At 59.0% G+C, this 20,496-nt stretch carries 15 protein-coding genes; 6 read left to right on the top strand and 9 right to left on the bottom strand.

Annotated elements, in window-relative coordinates:
- Positions 1-14: 14 nt before the first annotated feature.
- The 8 genes from fabI to gloB all read right to left on the bottom strand — a co-directional run bounded on the left by fabI (position 15) and on the right by gloB (position 10,873).
- Positions 15-809 (bottom strand): enoyl-ACP reductase FabI, encoded by a 795-nt coding sequence (gene fabI, locus KDX39_RS04095; RefSeq protein ID WP_024687900.1) that lies wholly within the window; start codon positions 807-809, stop codon positions 15-17.
- 18 nt (positions 810-827) lie between these two features.
- Entirely contained in the window at positions 828-2,438 is a 1,611-nt protein-coding gene (locus tag KDX39_RS04090) for an ABC transporter ATP-binding protein (RefSeq protein ID WP_099228161.1), read from the bottom strand.
- A 1-nt stretch (position 2,439) separates the two neighbouring features.
- The gene (locus KDX39_RS04085; RefSeq protein WP_099228163.1) at positions 2,440-3,459 is read right to left on the bottom strand and encodes an ABC transporter permease; all 1,020 of its coding nucleotides are present in this window, start codon (positions 3,457-3,459) and stop codon (positions 2,440-2,442) included.
- A gap of 1 nt (position 3,460) precedes the next feature.
- Positions 3,461-4,534: a microcin C ABC transporter permease YejB gene (locus KDX39_RS04080; RefSeq protein WP_004883916.1), complete on the bottom strand. Its 1,074-nt coding sequence runs from the start codon at positions 4,532-4,534 to the stop codon at positions 3,461-3,463.
- A gap of 1 nt (position 4,535) precedes the next feature.
- The gene (locus KDX39_RS04075) at positions 4,536-6,392 is read right to left on the bottom strand and encodes an extracellular solute-binding protein (RefSeq protein WP_231659487.1); all 1,857 of its coding nucleotides are present in this window, start codon (positions 6,390-6,392) and stop codon (positions 4,536-4,538) included.
- Positions 6,389-8,218, bottom strand: coding sequence for an extracellular solute-binding protein (locus tag KDX39_RS04070; protein ID WP_231659486.1), 1,830 nt, complete (start codon positions 8,216-8,218; stop codon positions 6,389-6,391). Before KDX39_RS04070 ends, KDX39_RS04075 begins: the two co-directional genes overlap by 4 nt.
- Before the next feature lie 183 nt (positions 8,219-8,401).
- Positions 8,402-9,994: a LysM peptidoglycan-binding domain-containing protein gene (locus tag KDX39_RS04065; RefSeq protein ID WP_231659485.1), complete on the bottom strand. Its 1,593-nt coding sequence runs from the start codon at positions 9,992-9,994 to the stop codon at positions 8,402-8,404.
- Positions 9,995-10,093: 99 nt separating this feature from the next.
- Positions 10,094-10,873 carry a hydroxyacylglutathione hydrolase gene (gloB, locus tag KDX39_RS04060; protein WP_184319369.1) on the bottom strand — a complete coding sequence of 260 codons (780 nt, stop codon included), beginning with the start codon at positions 10,871-10,873 and terminating at the stop codon, positions 10,094-10,096.
- A gap of 81 nt (positions 10,874-10,954) precedes the next feature.
- Between gloB and KDX39_RS04055 the strand changes: the two genes are divergently transcribed.
- The 4 genes from KDX39_RS04055 to KDX39_RS04040 all read left to right on the top strand — a co-directional run bounded on the left by KDX39_RS04055 (position 10,955) and on the right by KDX39_RS04040 (position 14,088).
- The gene (locus KDX39_RS04055) at positions 10,955-11,713 is read left to right on the top strand and encodes a methyltransferase domain-containing protein (RefSeq protein WP_099228174.1); all 759 of its coding nucleotides are present in this window, start codon (positions 10,955-10,957) and stop codon (positions 11,711-11,713) included.
- Positions 11,714-11,765: 52 nt separating this feature from the next.
- The gene (gene rnhA / locus KDX39_RS04050) at positions 11,766-12,218 is read left to right on the top strand and encodes a ribonuclease HI (RefSeq protein WP_004883928.1); all 453 of its coding nucleotides are present in this window, start codon (positions 11,766-11,768) and stop codon (positions 12,216-12,218) included.
- A gap of 510 nt (positions 12,219-12,728) precedes the next feature.
- Positions 12,729-13,508, top strand: a complete 780-nt coding sequence (dnaQ, locus tag KDX39_RS04045) for a DNA polymerase III subunit epsilon (protein WP_099228176.1) — start codon at positions 12,729-12,731, stop codon at positions 13,506-13,508.
- A gap of 22 nt (positions 13,509-13,530) precedes the next feature.
- Positions 13,531-14,088 carry a GNAT family N-acetyltransferase gene (locus KDX39_RS04040; RefSeq protein WP_231659484.1) on the top strand — a complete coding sequence of 186 codons (558 nt, stop codon included), beginning with the start codon at positions 13,531-13,533 and terminating at the stop codon, positions 14,086-14,088.
- A gap of 32 nt (positions 14,089-14,120) precedes the next feature.
- Here KDX39_RS04040 and KDX39_RS04035 read toward each other — a convergent pair whose 3' ends face one another.
- Complete coding sequence (locus KDX39_RS04035; RefSeq protein WP_004883932.1) at positions 14,121-14,333, bottom strand: hypothetical protein; 213 nt, start codon at positions 14,331-14,333, stop codon at positions 14,121-14,123.
- A gap of 211 nt (positions 14,334-14,544) precedes the next feature.
- Here KDX39_RS04035 and KDX39_RS04030 point away from each other — a divergent pair, with 211 nt between their 5' ends.
- Together KDX39_RS04030 and KDX39_RS04025 are read left to right on the top strand one after the other, a co-directional pair.
- Positions 14,545-15,114, top strand: coding sequence for an NADPH-dependent FMN reductase (locus KDX39_RS04030; RefSeq protein WP_231659483.1), 570 nt, complete (start codon positions 14,545-14,547; stop codon positions 15,112-15,114).
- 140 nt (positions 15,115-15,254) lie between these two features.
- Positions 15,255-20,447, top strand: coding sequence for a dermonecrotic toxin domain-containing protein (locus KDX39_RS04025; protein WP_231659482.1), 5,193 nt, complete (start codon positions 15,255-15,257; stop codon positions 20,445-20,447).
- Positions 20,448-20,496: the final 49 nt, after the last annotated feature.

The following is a 20,496-nucleotide window of genomic DNA, read 5'->3' as shown; positions in this document are numbered from 1 at the left end:
CGGCACACGCCGTATTACTCTTCGATGTTACCCATCGCGGTGGTGTTGAAGCCGCCGTCGACGTACATGATTTCACCGCTGATGCCCGAGGCCAGATCGGAGCACAGGAACGCACCTGCGTTGCCGACTTCGTCGATGGTCACGTTGCGACGCAGAGGGGTCTGCGCTTCGTTGGCGGCCAGCATCTTGCGGAAGTTCTTGATGCCCGACGCTGCCAGGGTACGGATCGGACCTGCCGAAACCGCGTTGACGCGCGTGCCTTCAGGACCGAGGCTGCCAGCCAGGTAACGGACACCGGCTTCCAGACTGGCCTTGGCCATGCCCATCACGTTGTAGTTAGGCATGGTGCGCTCTGCGCCCAGGTACGACAGAGTCAGCAGGCTGCCATTGCGGCCTTTCATCATTTCGCGACCAGCCTTGGCCAGTGCCACGAAGCTGTAGGCGCTGATGTCGTGAGCGATGCGGAAGCCCTCGCGGGTGGTGGCTTCGGTGAAGTCGCCATCGAGCTGATCGCCCGGCGCGAAACCTACCGAGTGAACGATTACGTCCAGGCCGTCCCACTTCTTGCTCAGCTCTTCGAAGACCTTGTTGATCTCTTCGTCGCTGGCCACGTCGCAAGGGAAGCACAGTTCAGGACCCGAGCCCCAGCCTGCGGCGAATTCTTCGACACGACCCTTGAGTTTGTCGTTCTGGTAGGTGAAAGCAAGCTCTGCACCTTCACGATGCATGGCGGCAGCGATGCCGGATGCGATGGACAGTTTACTGGCGACACCGACGATCAGGACGCGCTTACCGGCGAGAAAACCCATGTGTTGTTCCTCTTCAGGTTAATCGACAGCGACTGGTGCCAAAAAGGCGGCTTCCAGAAGCTGCTGTGTATAAGGATGTTGCGGTGCGGCAAAAACAGCCTGCGCCGCACCCTGTTCGACCACTTGGCCTTGCTTGACCACCATCAGTTGGTGGCTGAGCGCTTTGACGACAGCCAGGTCATGGCTGATGAACAAATACGTCAGGTTGTACTTGGTTTGCAGCGAGCGAAGCAGTTCGACCACCTGGCGCTGCACGGTCCGGTCGAGCGCCGAGGTTGGCTCGTCCAGCAGAATCAGTGCCGGTTTGAGTACCAGAGCCCGGGCAATGGCAATCCTCTGTCGCTGACCACCGGAGAACTCGTGAGGGTAGCGGTGCCGGGTTTCCGGATCCAGACCTACTTCCCTGAGTGCTTCGATGATCGCCGTTTCCTGCTCTGCAGCCGTTCCCATGTTGTGAATGCGCAGACCTTCGCCAACGATATCACTCACCGACATGCGCGGGCTCAGGCTGCCAAACGGGTCCTGGAACACCACCTGCATCTGTCTACGCAGCGGACGAACCTGCTGCTGCGACAGAGAGTCTAGCGGTTTGCCCCTGAATCGTATGGTGCCTTCGCTACCGATGAGCCGGAGAATCGCCAGACCCAGCGTCGATTTTCCCGATCCGCTTTCTCCCACTATCCCCAGGGTCTGCCCTTCCGGCAGGCTGAAGCGGATACCGTCGACTGCCTTGACGTGATCGACGGTCCGCTTGAGCAGGCCTTTCTTGATCGGGAACCAGACTTTCAGGTCCTCGACTTCAAGCAACGGAGCACCGGCCGGGTTGGTCGAAGGACCGCCGCTGGGCTCTGCGCTGAGCAAAACTTTGGTGTACGGGTGCTGCGGTGAACGGAACAGCTCTTCGCACGATGCCTGTTCGACGATGCAACCTCGCTGCATGACACATACTCGGTTGGCTATTTGCCTGACAACGTTCAAATCGTGGCTGATCAACAGCAGTGCCATGCCCAGTCGCGCCTGCAAATGCTTGAGCAATTCGAGGATTTTCAGTTGCACGGTTACATCGAGCGCAGTGGTCGGTTCGTCGGCAATCAACAGCTCAGGCTCGTTGGCCAAGGCCATGGCGATCATCACACGCTGGCGCTGGCCGCCTGACAGCTCGTGTGGCAGCGCTTTGAGGCGTTTGCGCGGCTCAGGTATGCCAACCAGTTCCAGTAGCTCCAGCGTGCGCTCGGTGGCTGCCTTGCCGGTCAGCCCCTTGTGCAGGCCGAGGACTTCGTTGATCTGCTTTTCCACCGAATGCAGCGGGTTCAGCGAGGTCATCGGCTCTTGAAAGATCATTGCGATGCGGTTGCCACGGATCGAGCGCAGTTTTTTCTCTTCGACCTTCAGCAGGTCATCGCCCGCATAGCGGATGGTGCCGCTGGGATGGCTCGCGATGGGGTAGGGCAGCAGGCGCAGGATCGAGTGCGCCGTCACGGATTTGCCCGAGCCGCTTTCACCGACCAGCGCCAGGGTTTCGCCACGCCGGATATCGAAACTGATGTTCTCGACCACCCGTTGACGCGAGTCGCCCGTCACGAACTCGACCGCCAGATCGCGGATTTCGATCAGATTGTCATTGTTCATTTTATTTCCTTGGGTCGAAAGCATCGCGGGCGGATTCGCCGATGAATACCAGCAGGCTCAGCATCAGGGCCAGCACCGCAAAGGCGCTGATCCCCAGCCAGGGTGCCTGCAGGTTGGATTTGCCCTGCGCGACCAGTTCGCCCAGCGAAGGCGATCCGGCAGGCAGGCCGAAGCCCAGGAAGTCCAGTGCCGTCAGGGTGCCGATTGCGCCCGTGAGGATGAACGGCATGAAGGTCATGGTCGACACCATGGCGTTGGGCAGAATGTGCCGGAACATGATTGCGCCGTTCTCCATGCCCAGGGCGCGGGCGGCACGCACGTATTCGAGGTTGCGGCCACGCAGGAACTCTGCACGCACCACATCCACCAGCCCCATCCAGGAGAACAGCAGCATGATACCCAGCAGCCACCAGAAGTTTGGCTGCACGAAACTGGCCAGAATGATCAGCAGGTACAGCACCGGCAGCCCGGACCAGACTTCCAGAAACCGCTGCCCCAGCAGATCGACCCAGCCGCCATAGAAGCCCTGCAGCGCACCGGCCACCACACCTATGATCGAGCTGAGAATGGTCAGGGTCAGGGCAAACAGCACCGAGATTCTGAAGCCGTATATCACCCGTGCCAGCACATCGCGGCCCTGATCGTCCGTGCCCAGAAGGTTCTCCCGCGACGGCGGGGCGGGGGCGGGGACTTTCAGGTCATAGTTGATGCTCTGGTAGCTGAACGGGATCGGAGCCCATAGCGTCCAGCCGCCTTTGGCTGCCAGCAGCTCTTTGATGTAGGGGCTCTTGTAGTTGGCTTCCAGCGGAAACTCACCACCGAAGGTGGTTTCCGGATAACGCTCGAACACCGGGAAATACCATTGGCCGTCGTAGCGCACGGCGAGTGGCTTGTCGTTGGCGATCAGTTCGGCGCCCAGGCTCAGGCCGAACAGCAGCAGGAACAGCCACAGTGACCACCAGCCGCGTTTGTTGGCCTTGAAGCGTTCGAAGCGGCGGCGATTGAGAGGAGACAGCTTCATATCAATGCTTCCTGCTTTCAAAGTCGATGCGCGGGTCTACCAGCGTGTAGGTGATGTCGCCGATCAGCTTCACCACCAGACCCAGCAGGGTAAAGATGAACAGGGTACCGAACACGACGGGGTAGTCGCGGTTGATGGCGGCTTCGAAGCTCATCAGGCCCAGACCGTCCAGAGAGAAAATCACTTCCACCAGCAGCGAGCCGGTGAAGAAGATGCCCATGAACGCTGCCGGGAAGCCGGCAATTACCAGCAGCATCGCGTTGCGGAACACATGGCCGTACAGCACCTTGTGGTTGCTCAGGCCCTTGGCTTTGGCCGTGGTGACGTACTGCTTGCTGATCTCGTCGAGGAAGCTGTTCTTGGTCAGCAGGGTCATGGTCGCGAAGTTGCCGATGACCAGCGCAGTAACCGGCAGCACCAGGTGCCAGAAGTAATCGAGGATCTTGCCTGCGGTGCTCAACTCTTCGAAGTTGTTCGAGGTCAGCCCGCGCAAGGGGAACCAGTTGAAGTAGCTGCCGCCGGAAAACACCACGATCAGCAGGATCGCGAACAGGAACGCCGGTATCGCATAGCCGACGATGATTGCCGAGCTGGTCCAGACGTCGAAGTGACTGCCGTGCCGGGTGGCCTTGGCGATGCCCAGCGGGATCGACACCAGATACATGATCAGGGTGCTCCACAGCCCGAGGGAAATGGACACCGGCATCTTTTCGACGATCAGGTCGATTACCTTGGCGTCCCTGAAGAAGCTGTCACCGAAATCCAGCGTGGTGTAGTTCTTGATCATGATCCACAGGCGTTCCGGCGCGGACTTGTCGAAGCCGTACATACGCTCGATTTCCTTGACCAGCGCCGGATCCAGGCCTTGGGCGCCACGGTAGTTCGATCCCGCCACCGAGACTTCCGCTCCGCCCCCGGCGATGCGGCTGGTGGCACCGTCGAAGCCTTCGATCTTGGCGATCATCTGCTCCACAGGTCCGCCGGGGGCGGCCTGGATGATGATGAAGTTGATGATCAGGATCCCGAACAGGGTCGGAATGATCAGCAGCAGCCGTCGCAGAATATAGGCCAGCATGTTATTGCTCCGTGCTCGCGGGGGCAGCCTGGTCAGGGGCGGATTGAGTCGGTACCACGGGTTTCGCGTCTGGCTTGACCCACCAGGTCATCAGGCCGATGTCCGAAAGCGCCTTGGCCTGCGGGTGGCCGAGATGGTTCCAGTACGCCACGCGCCAGGTCTTGATATGCCAGTTAGGCACGACATAAAAGCCCCACAGCAAGACCCGGTCCAATGCTTTGGTGTGGTTGATCAGGCTTTGCCTGGAATCTGCGTTGATCAGGCCGCTCACCAGTGCGTCGACCGCCGGATCCTTGAGGCCCATGAAGTTGCGGCTGCCTGGATTGTCGGCGCTGGAGGAGTCGAAGAATACCCGCTGCTCGTTGCCGGGTGAACTGGACTGCGGAAAACTGCTGACGATCATGTCGTAATCACGCGAACGCAGCCTGTTGATGTACTGCGAGACATCCGCGCGGCGGATCACCAGTTCGATGCCTAGGTCGCTCAGGTTGCGCTTGTAGGGCAACAGGATGCGTTCGAATTCGGTCTGGGCGATCAGGAATTCCAGTTTGACCGGATTGCCCTGAGCGTCGACCATCTTGTCATCGACAATCTTCCAGCCAGCTTCCTGTAACAATTGAAACGCACGACGCTGCTGTGGCCGAATCATGCCGCTGCCATCGGTGACTGGCAGCTTGAACGGTTCGGTAAAGACCCGATCCGGGATCTTGCCGCGCAATGGCTCCAGAAGCTTCAGTTCCTCAGGAGAGGGCAGACCGCTCGAGGCCATTTCCGAGTTGTCGAAGTAACTTTTCGTGCGGCTATACGAGCCGTTGAACAGCTGTTTGTTGGTCCACTCGAAATCCAGTAGCAGGGTCAGCGCCTCACGCACGCGAGCGTCCTGGAACACCGGTTTGCGCAGATTGAAGATGAAACCCTGCATGCCGGTCGGGTTGCCGTTGGGCAGCTCCTCCTTGATCAGGCGACCCTCTCTTACAGCCGGCGTGTCGTAGGCCGTCGCCCAGTTTTTGGCGCTGGTTTCCATCCAGTAATCGAACTGGCCTGCCTTGCCCGCTTCCAGCGCAACCGTGTTGTCGCGGTAATAATCGGTGGTCAGGACGTCGAAGTTGTAGAAGCCCCTGTTGATTGGCAGGTCATTGGCCCAGTAGTCCTTGACCCGCTCGTAGCGCACCGAACGACCGGCTTTCACGTCAACAACCTTGTAGGGGCCGCTGCCCAGGGGGAAATCCAGATTGCCCTTGCTGAAATCTCGCGTGGCCCAGAAATGCTTGGGCAGGACCGGCAGTTGGCCCAGAATCAACGGCAGCTCACGGCTGTCGGCATGTTTGAACTTGAACATCACCCGCAAAGGGTCTTCGACGATGACCTGATCAACGTCGGCGTAATAGCCGCGGTACATGGGCGAGCCATGCTCCATCAGCGTCTTGAAGCTGAACTCGACGTCTTCGGCGCGAATGGGGTGACCGTCGTGGAAGCGCGCCTCGGGACGCAGGTAAAAACGTACCCAGCTGTTGTCCGGGGCCTTTTCGATCTTGCTCGCAATCAATCCGTATTCGGTGAGCGGCTCGTCCAGACTTCCGCGTGCCAGGGTGTCGTAGATCAGGCCGATGTCATCGGCCGGCACGCCTTTGTTGATGAACGGGTTCAGGCTGTCGAAACCGCCAAAGCCTGCCTGGCGGAGCGTACCGCCCTTGGGCGCGTCCGGGTTCACGTAGTCGAAATGCTTGAAGTCGGCCGGGTACTTTGGCGCTTCGTCGTACAGCGTCAGGGCGTGCTGAGGCGCGGCCTGTACCGAGCAGGCCAGGCTTGCCAACAGCAACGCGGCTGTTCGCAGGCTCAGGGCATGTAAAGGGTTCATCGGGGCTTCTCCAGAGACTTGAGCCACCACGCACGCAGCCCCAGGGTGTAGGGCGGGGTGGTGACCATGGCGAATCGATTGCGATACGCAAGGCGATGATTGTTCAGGTACCAGTTGGGAATGATGTAGTGCTGTGACAGCAGGACGCGATCCAGCGCGCGCGCGGTGGCCACCTGCTCATCGCGGGTCTGGGCGGCCAGCAGTTTGTTAAGCAGGCTATCGACCACGGGGTTCGCGACACCGGTGTAGTTCTTGCTGCCTTGGATGGACGCCTGACTCGAGTGGAAATACTGCCATTGTTCAAGGCCGGGGCTGAGCGTCTGTTGCAGGGTCATGAGGATCATGTCGAAGTCGAAGCGATCCAGGCGTTGCTTGTACTGCGCACGATCCACGGTGCGCAGGCCGGCATTGATGCCCAGGCGTCGCAGATCTTCGATGTAGGGGAGCAGAATGCGTTCCAGGCTGGGGTTGACCAGCAATATCTCGAAGCGCAGCGGCTGTTTGTCGGCGTTCAGCAAGCCTTTATCGGTGAGTTTCCAGCCTGCACTGCCCAGCAGGCCCAGCGCCTTGCGCAGCGTTTCACGCGGGATGTCGCCGCCATCGGTTTTCGAGGGCGTGAACGGCTGAGTAAAAAGGGTGGGCGGCAGTTGGTCCCGATAGGGCGCCAGCGCAAGCCATTCGCCACCTGTGGGCAGCCCGGTCGCGGAAAACTCGCTGTTCGGGTAGTAGCTGGTCGAACGTGCGTAGGCATCGTTGAACAGCGTGCGGTTGGTCCATTCGAAGTTGAACAACAGGCCCAGCGCCTCGCGAACCCGGACATCGGCGAACGTTGCGCGGCGGGTGTTCATGAACAGCCCCTGGGTCTGCGTCGGAATCCTGTGCGGTATCTGCGCTTTGATCACGTCGCCATTGGCCACCGCCGGGAAGTTGTAGCCATTGGCCCAGTTCTTGGCCTGATGCTCGATGTAGATATCGAACTCGCCGCCCTTGAACGCTTCGAAGGCCACATCATTATCACGGTAGAACTCCACTTCAACGCGGTCGAAATTGTACTTTCCACGGTTGACCGGCAGGTCCTTGCCCCAATAATCCTTGACCCGTTCGAAGATCAGCTGGCGTCCCGGCTGAACGCGTGTGATGCGATAGGGACCGCTGCCCAGTGGCGGCTCGAAGGTGGTGGCCTTGAAGTCCCGGTCTTTCCAGTAATGCTGTGGCAGTACCGGCAGTTCGCCCAGACGCAGAATCAGCAGCGGATTACCGGCCCGTTTGAACACGAAACGGATGCGATGCCGGTCGAGAATGTCGACGCGCTGCACTTCCTGCAGGGCGGTACGGTATTGAGGGTGACCGTCCTTGAGTAGCGTGCGGTACGAGAATGCCACGTCGTAGGCGGTGATCGGCTTGCCATCGTGAAAGCGTGCCTGGGGCCGGATATTGAATACCACCCAGCTTCGGTCTTCGCTGTATTCGACAGACTGAGCGATCAGGCCATAACTGGAGGTCGGCTCATCGCCGGAAGGATCGTATTGCCCGGTGCCGACCATCAGCGTCTCGTTGAGCTCGTTGACGCCGTATTGCAGGAAATTGCCGGTCGATACCGGGCTGGTGCCTTTGAAGGTGTAAGGATTGAGTGTATCGAACGTGCCAAAGGCCATCATTCTCAGGGTGCCACCCTTCGGCGCCTCGGGATTGACCCAGTCGAAGTGAGTGAAGCTGGCCGGGTACTTGAGAACGCCAAACTGCGCATAACCGTGACTTTCGGTGATGGCTGCGTTGGCGAAGAAGCTCAAGGCCAGACTGACGATTAGCAGGAAGGGACGTATCACGATCCAGGCGACTTGGGCTTTCGGGTCGCTAACAGTAACAGCTTGTCCCGACAGGAAAAAGACTGGAGAGGGGGCGTGACCGGAGAAGAACAGGGTACAGGCGTTCAGGTCGGTTTCGGGCGGTGACGCGGAGCTCCCCGGATCATGCCAATGCAGCGCAGCGGCATGATCCGGGGCGGTTCATCAATGTGGCAGATAGACCGTGAGGGTCTGGCCGGGCTTCAGGGCCTGACCGGTACGCGGGTTCCAGCGCTTGAGATGTTGCATCTCGACATTGAAACGTTTGGCGACCAGATACATCGAGTCGCCTTTCTGGATCTTGTACTGCATGGATTTCTTTTCGCCATCCTTGCTGCTGGCGCTGGCAACGGCCTTGCTGCTGGTCTTGCTGTTGTCCTGCATCACCAGCGTCTGACCGATTTTCAGCTTATGACCGGAGAGCTTGTTCCAGCGCTGCAGGTCCTCCACATCGACCTTGTTGGCCTGTGCGATTGTGGTCAGGTTGTCGCCGTTCTTCACTTTGTAGGTGCGGCTGCGAGCAGGCTTCTCATTGCTGGCCAGCGCTTCGAACACCGGTTGCGAGGTGTTCAGGCCCGGCTTGACCGGGATGCTCAACGATTGGCCGGCTTTCAGGCGATTGCCCGCCAGCTTGTTGTTGCTCTTGATCGAACTGACGGTGACCTGATAACGGCTTGCGAGACTTTCCAGCGTGTCGCCACGACGAACGCGGTAAGGCTGCCAGGCGACCAGTTCTTCCTGCTTCATGGTCGACAGGCTGGCGGTCAACAGCTGCGCCTTGGAGGTCGGCACCAGCAGATGCTGGGGGCCGTCGATGGTCAGGCGCTTCTTGAAGGCAGGGTTGAGCTGGATGAGTTCGTCTTCGTCGATATCGGCGGCGCTGGCCACCTTGGACAGGTCGACGCGCTTGTTGAGCTCGACAACTTCGAAATAGGGTTCGTTGGCAATCGGGTTCAGGTTGACGCCATACGCTTCCGGCGAGAGCACCACCTGTGACAGCGCCAGCAGTTTGGGCACGTAATCACGGGTTTCCTGGGGCAACGGCAGGTTCCAGTAATCGGTCGGCAAGTTGAGCTTGTCGTTGCGCTCGATGGCGCGGCTGACCGTGCCTTCACCGGCGTTGTAGGCTGCCAGCGCCAGCAGCCAATCACCGTTGAACATGTCGTGCAGGCGCGTCAGGTAATCCAGTGCGGCAACGGTCGAGGCCTGAATGTCGCGGCGCCCGTCGTAGAAGTTGGTCTGACGCAGATTGAAGTAGCGCCCCGTCGAGGGGATGAACTGCCAGAGGCCTACGGCCTGGCTGCGCGACACGGCCATCGGGTTGTAGGCGCTTTCGATCACAGGAAGCAGGGCCAGTTCGAGCGGCATGTTGCGCTCTTCGAGGCGCTCGACGATGTAATGCATGTAAAGGCTGCCGCGCTCGCCGGCATTTTCCAGAAAAGACGGGTTGTTGGCGAACCACAGGCGCTGCTGGTCGATGCGAGGGTTCTGATCATTGCCCTGCTGCAACTGGAAACCCTGACGCATCCGTTCCCAGACATCCTGAGGCGGTGCCTGCGGGGTGGCGGTCTTGTTGGTCAGAAAGATGGGTTTTTGCTTGATGCCGGTGGCCAGATTCGGCGCGCGGTATGAGCTGGATGAATCGACGTGGGCTGTGCTCTGACAGCCGACCAGAAGCGCACTCGCTGCTACAGCCACGGCCTGGGCCAACCGAGTCAATGCGTCCGAATTTACAGGCTTGCTAATAGATGACGACATTGTTCGGGGGGTACATCCAGACGAAAATGTCGGGCGATTCTAGAAAGCGTGCTGCCGCTGGTCAACCTTTCAGAATTTTATTGCGATTTGACGGTCGGCTCAGAACTTGTCTTTCCATGCCCTCAAGCTGGCAAAAACCGCACTCTGCGAGGTGTTTTCCACTCCGGCCCGTTCGTCCGCTTTTTCTTTAACGGATGTTTCATGAGTGCGCAGGAAGGGGTTGGTGCGTCGTTCAAGCGCCAGATTGGAGGGCAGGGTGATACGATTTTCCTTACGCAGCCGACTGACCTCGGCGAGGCGCTCGGCGATATCCGTGTTGTCGGGCTCCACCGCCTGAGCGAACTTGAGGTTGCTCAGCGTGTACTCGTGGGCGCAGTAGATCAGGGTGCTGTCCGGCAAGTTCGCCAGGCGGCCGAGCGAAGTGTGCATCTGCTCCGGCGTGCCTTCGAACAACCTGCCGCAGCCTGCTGCAAAGAGGGTGTCGCCGCTGAACAGCAGCGGCCGGGTCGCGTCATCATGGTAGAAGGCTATGTGGCCGAGGGTGTGTCCCGGAACCTCGTGAACAGTGAAGTCCAGGCCCAGCACTGTGACAACGTCATGGTCGACAAGCGCAACGTCGCGTGCAGGTATGGTCTCTGCCTGCGGCCCCGACACCCTGGCATCCGTCACCTGTTTGAGCTGCGCGACACCGCCCACATGGTCGTTGTGATGATGGGTTATCAGGATGTCGGTGAGCTGATGATCCGGGTGATCGTTCAGCCAGGCCAGCACGGGGGCTGCATCTCCCGGATCGACGACGGCACAGCGTTTGGCCGAAAGGTCTTGTAACAACCAGATGTAGTTGTCATTGAAAGCGGGAAGGGCATGGATCTGTATCATGGCGCAGTTCGCATCGCAGAGAACAATGGTGCATCTTAGAGTCTGTTGCTGTGGTATGCGAGCACCTCTGGAGGAGAACTCATGACCGATGAAGCGTTCGCTCAGGCTGATCCTGAGTGGCTTGCCCTGATCAGCGCCGCCCGCCAATGGCTGTCCGGCCCGCTGGGTCAGCTTCTGCTCGAAGAGGAGCGTCGGGTTCTGGAAGAGGAGCTTGGTCGCTATTTTGGCGGCTATCTGGTGCATTACGGGCCGTCGGCCGAAACCCCGCCGGTGGCGCATCAGGTGCAACGCAATGTGCGGCTCGGCGCGCCATTGCCGGGAGTCGAAATCGTCTGCGAGGAGCAGGCATGGCCGTTGAGCGAGCACGCCGCCGACGTGGTGGTCCTGCAACACGGTCTGGATTTCTGTCTTTCGCCCCATGGCCTTCTCCGCGAAGCCGCGAGCAGCGTGCGCCCGGGTGGACACTTGCTGATCATTGGCATCAATCCCTGGAGCGCCTGGGGCGTTCGCCACGTGTTCGCCCGCGACGCCTTGCGCAAGGCCCGTTGCATCTCGCCTTCACGCGTTGCCGACTGGCTCAACCTGCTGGGCTTCGCGCTGGAGAAACGCCGCTTCGGGTGCTATCGTCCGCCCCTTGCTTCGGCGGCGTGGCAGTCGCGGCTTTTAGGGCTGGAAAACCTTGGCGAGGGGCGACAGAGCCCCGGCGGAGGCTTCTATCTTCTGGTCGCACGCAAGCTGGTGGTGGGCCTCAGGCCATTGCGCCAGGTGCGTCGCGAGCCCATGGGCAAGCTGATTCCGCTGCCCATGGCCAAGGTCAGTCGCACCACTCGGGATTCCTGAGTCCAGACCTGCCCATGCCCGCCAGGAAGCCCATCATTCTGGAAAGGTCGTAATGAGCGATAGCGTAGAACTCTTCACTGACGGCGCCTGCAAGGGCAACCCCGGCCCTGGCGGCTGGGGCGCACTGCTGGTCTGCAAGGGCGTCGAAAAAGAGCTGTGGGGCGGCGAAGCCAATACCACCAATAACCGTATGGAACTGACCGGCGCCATCCGCGGCCTCGAAGAGCTCAAGCGTCCCTGTGAAGTCACATTGGTCACCGACTCGCAATACGTGATGAAAGGCATTACCGAGTGGATGGTCAACTGGAAGAAGCGCGGCTGGAAAACGGCGGCCAAGGAGCCGGTCAAGAATGCCGATCTCTGGCAGCAACTGGACGAGCAGGTCAGCCGACACACCGTGAAATGGCAGTGGGTACGCGGCCATATCGGCCATCCCGGCAACGAGCGTGCTGACCAGTTGGCCAACCGGGGCGTCGACGAAGTGCGTGGTATCAAGCACGGTTAAGCAGCAGAGGCTGGCGGCTTGAATAAACGTCAGCCATTAACCTTTGGAAAGACATCCGCCCCCTGTAGCCTGTTGGTACGGCCTCTTGAAGCTCCCTTGAACAATCGCAAACACCGAATCAAAAGTCCGCAGCACAGCATCAGTATCAAGGCCAGATAGAAGGGTGGGGGAAGCGAGTATCCGGCCTGGCTCAACCCCGGACATGGCAGCGAAATCGTAAACGTCCGGCCAACGCTCACTGACGATAAGAAACGCCGCGCCAGTTGCTGCTGCTCGACCAGCAAGCGCTTGCGAAGGCCTTTGGTCGAAATGATGCACAGCGCAGAACAGTTGACCGCCCGTACATTGGTCACGCCCCAGGTACCCGTCATACCTGCACATTCAGCGGCAAAACCAAATCGAGATACGCTGTAAAAACAGCATTCGAGGCAGTCAGGCGCGCATCGACACGACATTCAGCCATCCGCCACGACATGCTAATATCGGGGTCTGCAAACGAGGCATCAGTTCATGGCATTGCAAAACACAGACAACAGATCGATCGTACTCGACACCGAAACCACCGGTATGCCGGTGACCGACGGGCACCGCATCATCGAGATCGGTTGCGTCGAGCTGATCGGTCGTCGCCTGACCGGGCGGCACTTTCACGTTTATCTGCAACCGGATCGCGAGAGCGATGAGGGTGCGATCGGCGTGCACGGTATCACCAACGAATTCCTGGTCGGCAAGCCGCGCTTTGCCGAAGTCGCCGATGAATTCTTCGAGTTCATCAAGGGCGCTCAGCTGATTATCCATAACGCGGCGTTCGACGTTGGCTTCATCAACAACGAATTCGCGTTGATGGGCGCTCACGACAAGACCGACATCAGCCAGCACTGCACGGTGCTCGACACCCTGATGATGGCCCGCGAGCGGCACCCGGGGCAGCGCAACAGCCTTGATGCACTCTGCAAGCGCTACGGCGTCGACAACTCGGGTCGTGAACTGCACGGCGCCTTGCTCGACTCCGAGATTCTGGCTGACGTTTATCTGGCGATGACCGGCGGACAGACCAGTCTGTCGCTGGCGGGCAATGCGTCCGATGGCAATGGTTCGGATGGCGGGTCGAACAATCGTGGCAGTGAAATCCGTCGCCTGCCTGCCGATCGCACCCCGTGCCGAATCATTCACGCCAGCGAAAGTGAACTGGCCGAGCACGAAGTGCGTATGTCTACCATCGCCAAGGCATCCGGCGCGCCTGCGCTGTGGGTGCAGCTGCTGGAGGCCCAGGCGCAGGCTTCATCCTGATAGCAACCGGCAAAGTGGTGACATGACTGTGGCAAACCCTGCTCTGAGCATCCGCGTCGCGGACGAGTGCTTCGAGGATTACATCCTCAACAGCGAATTCACGTTCACCGTTCGCGGTTACGCAACGCCGAAGGTCGGGGAAAGCGTCGAGTCCTGGCAGGTGGAGCCGGTAGAGCCTTATCGCAAGAATTACGGCATCGACTCACAGGAGTTCTGTGATTACCGGGATTCTGCCGGCAGTTCAGTGCTGGTCGCCTGGCTGGACGGGCGCGCTGTCGGGCACATGGTGCTCAGTACCCATTGGAGCGGCTATGCCTATATCGACGAACTGGCGGTGGACGAGTCGGCGCGACGTCATGGCGTCGCACGGTCACTGCTGGACGTCGCCCAGTTCTGGAGCCGCAAGCGCAACCTTCCCGGCATCATGCTGGAAACCCAGAACAACAATCTGGCGGCCTGCAGGTTGTATGAGCGCTGTGGATTCGTGGTGGGCGGTGTGGACCACATGCGCTACAGGGGCATTGATCCGCAAACCCGCGAATCGGCGATCTTCTGGTATCTGATTTTTCCCCAGCCCTGATCTGCGCATGAACAGGGCCTGGTTGTCCGGGTTTACTTCGGCAGACGCGTCATCTTCACGCCGGACTGCACCAGCTCAAAGTCATCTCCGCCCAAATGCTTGACCCGGTCGCCGATAGCCAGACGATAAGTGATCACAGGTTGACCCTGAGCCTCATCGGGCTGTGATTCATGGAATTCATGCACTGGATAAACGCGACCTTCCGCATCTCTGGCATGGAATTGTCCGACGAGAACTGAAGCCATTTGCTTTGAAACCTCTGAAGCTGAATATAACTGCTGGTTTACGAATTCATCGAGGGGTGTAGACCACTGATTTATAGGGGAGTTTGCCGCCCGCGAAAAAATAGTCAGCGCCTGTGTCTGCAGGGCAGGGAATGAAAGCGCCCTCGGTTCGTCTAAACCCGTTGCGTGATCTATACCTAACCTTTCCTTGAATCAGATGACGGATATTTCCATGAGCCAGGTTCATTCCATTGCCGTATTGGTCGGCAGTCTGCGCAAAGAGTCCATCAACCGAAAAATCGCTCTGGCGTTGGCGGAGCTGGCACCGGAGACACTGAAGCTCAATATCGTCGAGATCGGCGATCTGCCGCTGTACAACGAAGACATCGATGGAGAGACTCCGCCGCCGGCCTACACCGCATTTCGCGAGCAACTGGCCGCTGCCGATGGGGTCCTGTTCGTGACACCCGAGTACAACCGCTCGGTGCCCGGCGCCTTGAAGAATGCCATCGACGTGGGCTCTCGCCCCTACGGCCAGAGCGCTTTCAGCGGCAAGCCGGGAGCGGTGATCAGCGCATCGCCGGGTGCCATCGGCGGGTTCGGTGCGAATCATCATTTGCGCCAGTCGCTGGTCTTTCTTGACGTGCCCTGCCTGCAGCAGCCGGAATCGTATCTTGGCAATGCCGGGACCTTCTTCGATGAGGCCGGTACGCTCTCCGACAAGACCCGCCCGTTCCTGCAGACCTTCATCGACGCCTTCGCTGCCTGGGTCGAGAAGAACAGCAATGCTTCAGTCCAGTGATTCGACCAGCGCACGTTGCCGTTTTTCAATTGATTGCCTTATGTAACGCAGCCATTTTTCCCCGCTGAATAAGCTGTTTCCTTTTGACCTCGCCCCCGCAGTGATGCGTGGGGCAAGGTGTCATTCAAGGGAAACCGCCCATGTCAGCATTACCTCCATATTTTTCCAGCGAGTCGCTCAGCGCTCGTTTCAGCCAAGACGTTCAGCAGGCCGTCAGCGCATCTCGTATCACTTCCGAGCAGGGCCTATGGTTAGGCATATTGACCCGTGAAGGTAACGATACGCAGGAGGCTTCCGTTCGCCCCAGGGTTGACCGGTTTGTCCGGGACGACGGTGCGCAGACGGGGAGTGAGCTGGCGACCGCACTCATGGTCAGCGATCCGGACAACCCTGAGGCACCGGTATTCCTGAGCACCTTGTTGTCAGGGATCGAACGATTCGATAGCCGTCAGTCGTTGCTTGTTGCATTGAGAGCGCGGTTCGATGAAATCAAAGACCCGTCCATCGAAATTGACTCCCAACAGGTGGACGGCCCGATTTTTCCTGCCCGAACACGGCTGATCATTGTTCATCAGGCAAAGCATCTGGAGCAGACCTGGGAGCAGGTGCATGAGTTACCCGAGTTGCGCACGGCACTTGGACGGGCCCTGACCGATAAGCTTCAGGCGCAGGAGGCGGCGCTGCGTTTCGATGCTTTCAATCATCCTGTACAACTCATCAATACGGATGTGTCCGGTACCGACGTGGTCGGGACCGACAGTCTGGTCAACGTCGCGGTGGACCAGTACGTTTATCAGACGTTGCCGGCCGGCATGAAGCGGCAGTACCTGGATGCTTCGGGAGGAATACTTTCGGAAAGGCAGTCAGGCATCTGTTCTAAGGCGGTGTCGGATGCCGTGGCCGAGATGGGCGCTTATTACGAACGGTCGCTGATGGCTTACTGGTCGTCCAGGCGCGGTGACGGCCTGAGTGTTCGCGAGTTCTGCGCTCGAGCACTGGCGGAGACGTTGCGTTATCACCTGTTGGCAGGGCGCAATGATGGCTTGCTTACCGAGGAGCAGTTTCAAGGGCTGCGCACACTGCTGCCGGCGTCCGGCGTGTCGCCCGAGTCACGACAGGCAAGGGTTCGACGCTTGTCGGCCGCTGTGGGTGGGCAGGAGCCGGTCAAGCTGATCGGACTGTTCGTGATCAATTTCGAATCCGGCAGTCCCGAGGGGCTTTATCTGTACTCGTGCCTGAACGGGTTCCGCCGTTTTGACGACCTCGACGGTATCGGCACTCTTTTTTCCAGCGCACAGGGTCGCTCCGATCTTCTGCAGTGTTCGTCGTTGAACGATCACCCTTTACTGCGCGCCAGTGGGGGGATCGAGCTGTTTGCCAGCTCGTTCACCGGGCCGCTCTTTGATCAGTTCCTGGATTCGGTCATTGCGTTGCAGCAGCGGAGTTTGCGTCATGCGTGCGCACTTTCCCCTATAGGCTATGAAAAAACCTCGGTACGGCTTGATGATGCGCTGGATATCAGGGGACTGCTGGACGTCCGCCTATTGGAGCTGCATGACTTGGGCCGTTGGCGCGCCGGCCGGACAGACTTCGAAGGCGCATGGGAATCGCCCGTTGTCATGCCGTACCTGGAGCCGGAATCGTCCGGGACCTGGGCTGGCAAGCTGCAAAAGATGGAGTTGCTGCTCGAGCGGGTTTCTCTGCTGCATTCTGGTGTGGACGGATGCATGCGTCATGGACTGAACCACTACCTGGCGCTGCTCGGAGAGCCCGGACTTGATGCCCGCACGCTCTGGATCGCTTCGAAGGACGGCGCTGCGCAGGCGGTTCCGTTGCTCTCCTGGGTGCTTGGCCGGGTGTGTGGCGATGTCGACGCTGACTTCACCGACGTGAGGGTGATGCGTCGCGGGTCCCCGCTGCCGGGTGAGTCTCTGGACAAGCGTCTGCCCATGACGCTGCTGGAGCAAATGGTTGACTGCGTACTGACGGATTTTGCGCAGCGCTTCGAGCGGCAGATCAGCGGCTTCTACGCACGTCAGATACGTTATCTGGACATGGGCGTGCACCCCGGTGATACTACCGGGCTTATTCGCGAGTATGCCCTGCGCCTTGAGGTCATCATCCGCAACCGTACCGGTGGTCTTGATGATCAGACGCTTCTAAGTGTCCAGCAGGTTCTGAATAGACCTTTGCCTGCACTTAGAGACAGTCTGGGTGATAAGCGCGTCGATCCGTATACCTTGTCCGTTCGCTGGAAGGGGCTCAAGCAAGCTATTGTGGTTCCCAATGCGTTCGTACTGACTAAACCCGGCCACATCGGGAGCGTCGTGCTGTGGCTGTCGGCCTCCGGATTGAGACGCTTCGATACCGTACAGGACATGAAGAGCTGGTTTTCTCGGCAGATGACTGATCAGCGTGCTCATCTGGTGTATGCCCTGGCGGAGCCCGACATAGAAGCTGTGACCAGTCTCTTTCGACAGGAGGGCGCGCCGTCTATGGAGGTTGAGCTGCACGCTACGCAGGGACATTTCATCGAGACCTTGCAGGCGGGCGAGATCAAGCGGCAGCAGCAGACAGCAACCTGTCTCTATCAAAAGGCCCTTAAGCGAGAGCTGAGCGCCGACCTGTTTCGTCACCTGATGAGCGCTGTCGAATCCAGGGATGCCAATCGTCAAGTGCTCAATCGCCTGGGCATGATCATTCAAAACGTCATTAATAAGACCTCCTTGCCAGAGTGGGTCAATACCGCGTCGTCCACCGATCAGATCATTTTGATCAACATTCTGCAGCACTTCTATGTGGCGTGCGTTGTGCAAAAGGATTTCCTCTTCGGTCTTCCAAGTCTCTATGACTACTCACTTCAGCAACTGGCCAACAGGCTTGCACGCGACTTTCCGCAGCAGACGCTTGACCCGGAAGAGGTCAAGGTTACGTTGACACATTATGTGTCCGGCCTTGCCATCCCCGGCGAAGTACCGACTGCCATTCCTGCTGCAACGGAGCGCGTCAGCCAGACGCTCAGTGAATTTGCCGTCAATCGATTCATGTCCCGTCAGGACGGCGTCATTTCACTCTCGGCAAAAGATGGCACCCCTTTGTCAGGCCCGCTGACGGTAGCTTACGTTCGGGACATGGTCGATTCGCTCAATGTGGCCCAAGGCTACCGAAGCCTGATGGACGGCATGATGGCCAAGGATGACCCAGCCTATGCGGAGCGACAGAAGCTGTTTGCCGAGCAACTACCGGCCACCGGCCTCTTGAGAGCGTTCACGTCGAAGTTGAAAAAGGAGCTGTCCGAAGACGCTTTTCACTTTATCGCAGCGGTCATGGATATGCCCGACGGAATCGCCCGTCTGCCCGTCGGGGGCCGCAAGGTGGTATTGAGCCCGCTGCGTCTTCTGCCTGCCAGCGAGGGCTGGGCACCGACCACGGTCATCAATATCTATATTATTGCCCCGGAACGAGGCAATGCTGGGCCTTGGGTGCTGTACTCGCCCTTTCACAACGATTTTGCGTTCAAGGAGTACGCTGATGAGGCGGCGCTGTTAACGGATATCCACACGTCCAGAGATCTTCAGGCGATGATTCTGGAGCGCATCGATCCGCAAGAGCGCAAGCTTTACGACAATGGCGGTTTCACGGAACCGCACTTGCCGTTCAGTGCGGAGTCCACCTTTGACCTGCCCTTCGAACGTCCAAAGCCGGTTACGTTGTCCATTCAACCCTATGAAGGCAACGTACTCGACCTGTTGTTAAACGGCACAATACAGGCGCTGAAACTGCAGGTGAAGCAGGAAAGTGTGACCAGCGCCGAGCTGAAAATTACCGCCGCGCGCTACCTCTTCGGTCTGGTCGCCGAGCAGACCATGGCTTTTCTGCCAGGCCGTTTAGGGGCGTTGGTGGGCATCTGGCAAGGTCGTGACCTGTTGAACCTTTCCGCAATTTCTGCCGGTGAGCGACAGTGGGGAAAGGCGTTAGCCGAGTTTATGGCTGCCCTCAGCATGCTGATTTCCTCGGGCATGGGCGCGCAGGCGACTGAGGTGTCGTCCCCGGAAGAGGTGGAGGTCTCGCTGGACGAAGAGGTCCTTGAGGCGCTGGACGAGCCTCCCGAGGCCGAGGCTTTTCCGCGGTTCTCCTGGTCGAACAACTCACTGACACAGGAAATTCTGATCCGCCTGCGCCCGTTCGAAATCCGAGGTGTGTCTCTCAACACGCTGCGTAAGGATGACCTGTTTAATACCTACAATGATCCCGTCAACGGTAAGAAATATGCGGCCATCAACGGCAGGGTCTACGAGCTGAAGTCGGACCAGGATGGGTGGTTCATAGTCGCTGGTGACAAGGTAGGTCCCCCGGTCGTGATGGACGAGGAGCAACGCTGGAAACTGGATCTTCATGGCGGGCTCAAGGGCGGAGGGGCACTGCTGACGCGTGTCAAAAGCAGTATCGTCGATGCCGGCGTGGACGATGTCATGTCGGTGGATAGCCAGGGAATGCTGGAGATCCGCCGGACATTCCGGGGAATGGCGCAGGCGATTGAAGAGGGCCACGCCCAGGCTCAACATTACCTGGAGAACTGCCTGGACAACCTTTGCCAGAAACGGCCTGACGGTTCGGTGGAACCGCGTGTCAAAAAGGTTCTTGCCGATTTCTTTGACGAAAGCGAGCCCGATGAGCGGATGTACGAGGTTGTGCAGCATGCCGTCACGCAGATCTATGGCGCGTTGATGGACCCGACGCTGTCGCCGTTGGATTCACCGCGCTATGTCATCGGGGTCAACCGGATCGGGCACGACTCATCAGCCTTCATCTTCAGTACGGACCCGATGAAAAGGATTTTTCTGACCGAGCAGTTTTTCCGGTTGCCGAGCTACCGATTCAAGGTCAGTGCCATGCGTTCGGGACACTTCCATTACGGCGCGCACTACCGTGCCGCTATTCTGATTCACGAGTTGTCTCACTTGGTCCTCAAGACAGAAGACCTGGCTTACGTCGATGCTCAAGCCCCTTTTGCCGATCTTCTGGAGGATACCGCCGGCTATCGATTAAGGTTGAAGAACGCGCAACTCGCTCTTCAGCAGAAAACGCTTTCGTACCAGACGGACCGTAGTCAATTGTTCAAACATCTGGACAAAAATCGCTGGCGGGACTTGCGGCACGCAGACGGTAAAGGCAAGAAAACGATATTGCGTCTTGCCGGCAAAGCGACGCTGGATGAGGCGCGCGATGTGTTCTACACCGATGTCCAGAAACGCACCGACATCATGCTCGCCAATGCCGACACCGTCGCTCTGCTGGTGACTTTGCTGGGGCGCGAGCGGCTGGTGCGCTAGACGGCGGAGCTTGGCATCGGCTGATGACATTGATGCGTCACCGGGCGCA

Source organism: Pseudomonas sp. CDFA 610, from assembly GCF_021147865.1.
Taxonomy (GTDB): domain Bacteria; phylum Pseudomonadota; class Gammaproteobacteria; order Pseudomonadales; family Pseudomonadaceae; genus Aquipseudomonas; species Aquipseudomonas alliivorans.
The sequence above is the reverse complement of the archived record's forward strand: the minus strand, read 5'-3'. Positions and strand labels throughout refer to the sequence as shown.

What these genes read in the sequence shown, in the direction of transcription:
- fabI (WP_024687900.1), bottom strand. Translation starts at nt 809, where the DNA reads ATGGGTTTTCTCGCCGGTAAGCGCGTCCTGATCGTCGGTGTCGCCAGT.
- KDX39_RS04090 (WP_099228161.1), bottom strand. Translation starts at nt 2,438, where the DNA reads ATGAACAATGACAATCTGATCGAAATCCGCGATCTGGCGGTCGAGTTC.
- KDX39_RS04085 (WP_099228163.1), bottom strand. Translation starts at nt 3,459, where the DNA reads ATGAAGCTGTCTCCTCTCAATCGCCGCCGCTTCGAACGCTTCAAGGCC.
- KDX39_RS04080 (WP_004883916.1), bottom strand. Translation starts at nt 4,534, where the DNA reads ATGCTGGCCTATATTCTGCGACGGCTGCTGCTGATCATTCCGACCCTG.
- KDX39_RS04075 (WP_231659487.1), bottom strand. Translation starts at nt 6,392, where the DNA reads ATGAACCCTTTACATGCCCTGAGCCTGCGAACAGCCGCGTTGCTGTTG.
- KDX39_RS04065 (WP_231659485.1), bottom strand. Translation starts at nt 9,994, where the DNA reads ATGTCGTCATCTATTAGCAAGCCTGTAAATTCGGACGCATTGACTCGG.
- gloB (WP_184319369.1), bottom strand. Translation starts at nt 10,873, where the DNA reads ATGATACAGATCCATGCCCTTCCCGCTTTCAATGACAACTACATCTGG.
- KDX39_RS04055 (WP_099228174.1), top strand. Translation starts at nt 10,955, where the DNA reads ATGACCGATGAAGCGTTCGCTCAGGCTGATCCTGAGTGGCTTGCCCTG.
- rnhA (WP_004883928.1), top strand. Translation starts at nt 11,766, where the DNA reads ATGAGCGATAGCGTAGAACTCTTCACTGACGGCGCCTGCAAGGGCAAC.
- dnaQ (WP_099228176.1), top strand. Translation starts at nt 12,729, where the DNA reads ATGGCATTGCAAAACACAGACAACAGATCGATCGTACTCGACACCGAA.
- KDX39_RS04040 (WP_231659484.1), top strand. Translation starts at nt 13,531, where the DNA reads ATGACTGTGGCAAACCCTGCTCTGAGCATCCGCGTCGCGGACGAGTGC.
- KDX39_RS04035 (WP_004883932.1), bottom strand. Translation starts at nt 14,333, where the DNA reads ATGGCTTCAGTTCTCGTCGGACAATTCCATGCCAGAGATGCGGAAGGT.
- KDX39_RS04030 (WP_231659483.1), top strand. Translation starts at nt 14,545, where the DNA reads ATGAGCCAGGTTCATTCCATTGCCGTATTGGTCGGCAGTCTGCGCAAA.
- KDX39_RS04025 (WP_231659482.1), top strand. Translation starts at nt 15,255, where the DNA reads ATGTCAGCATTACCTCCATATTTTTCCAGCGAGTCGCTCAGCGCTCGT.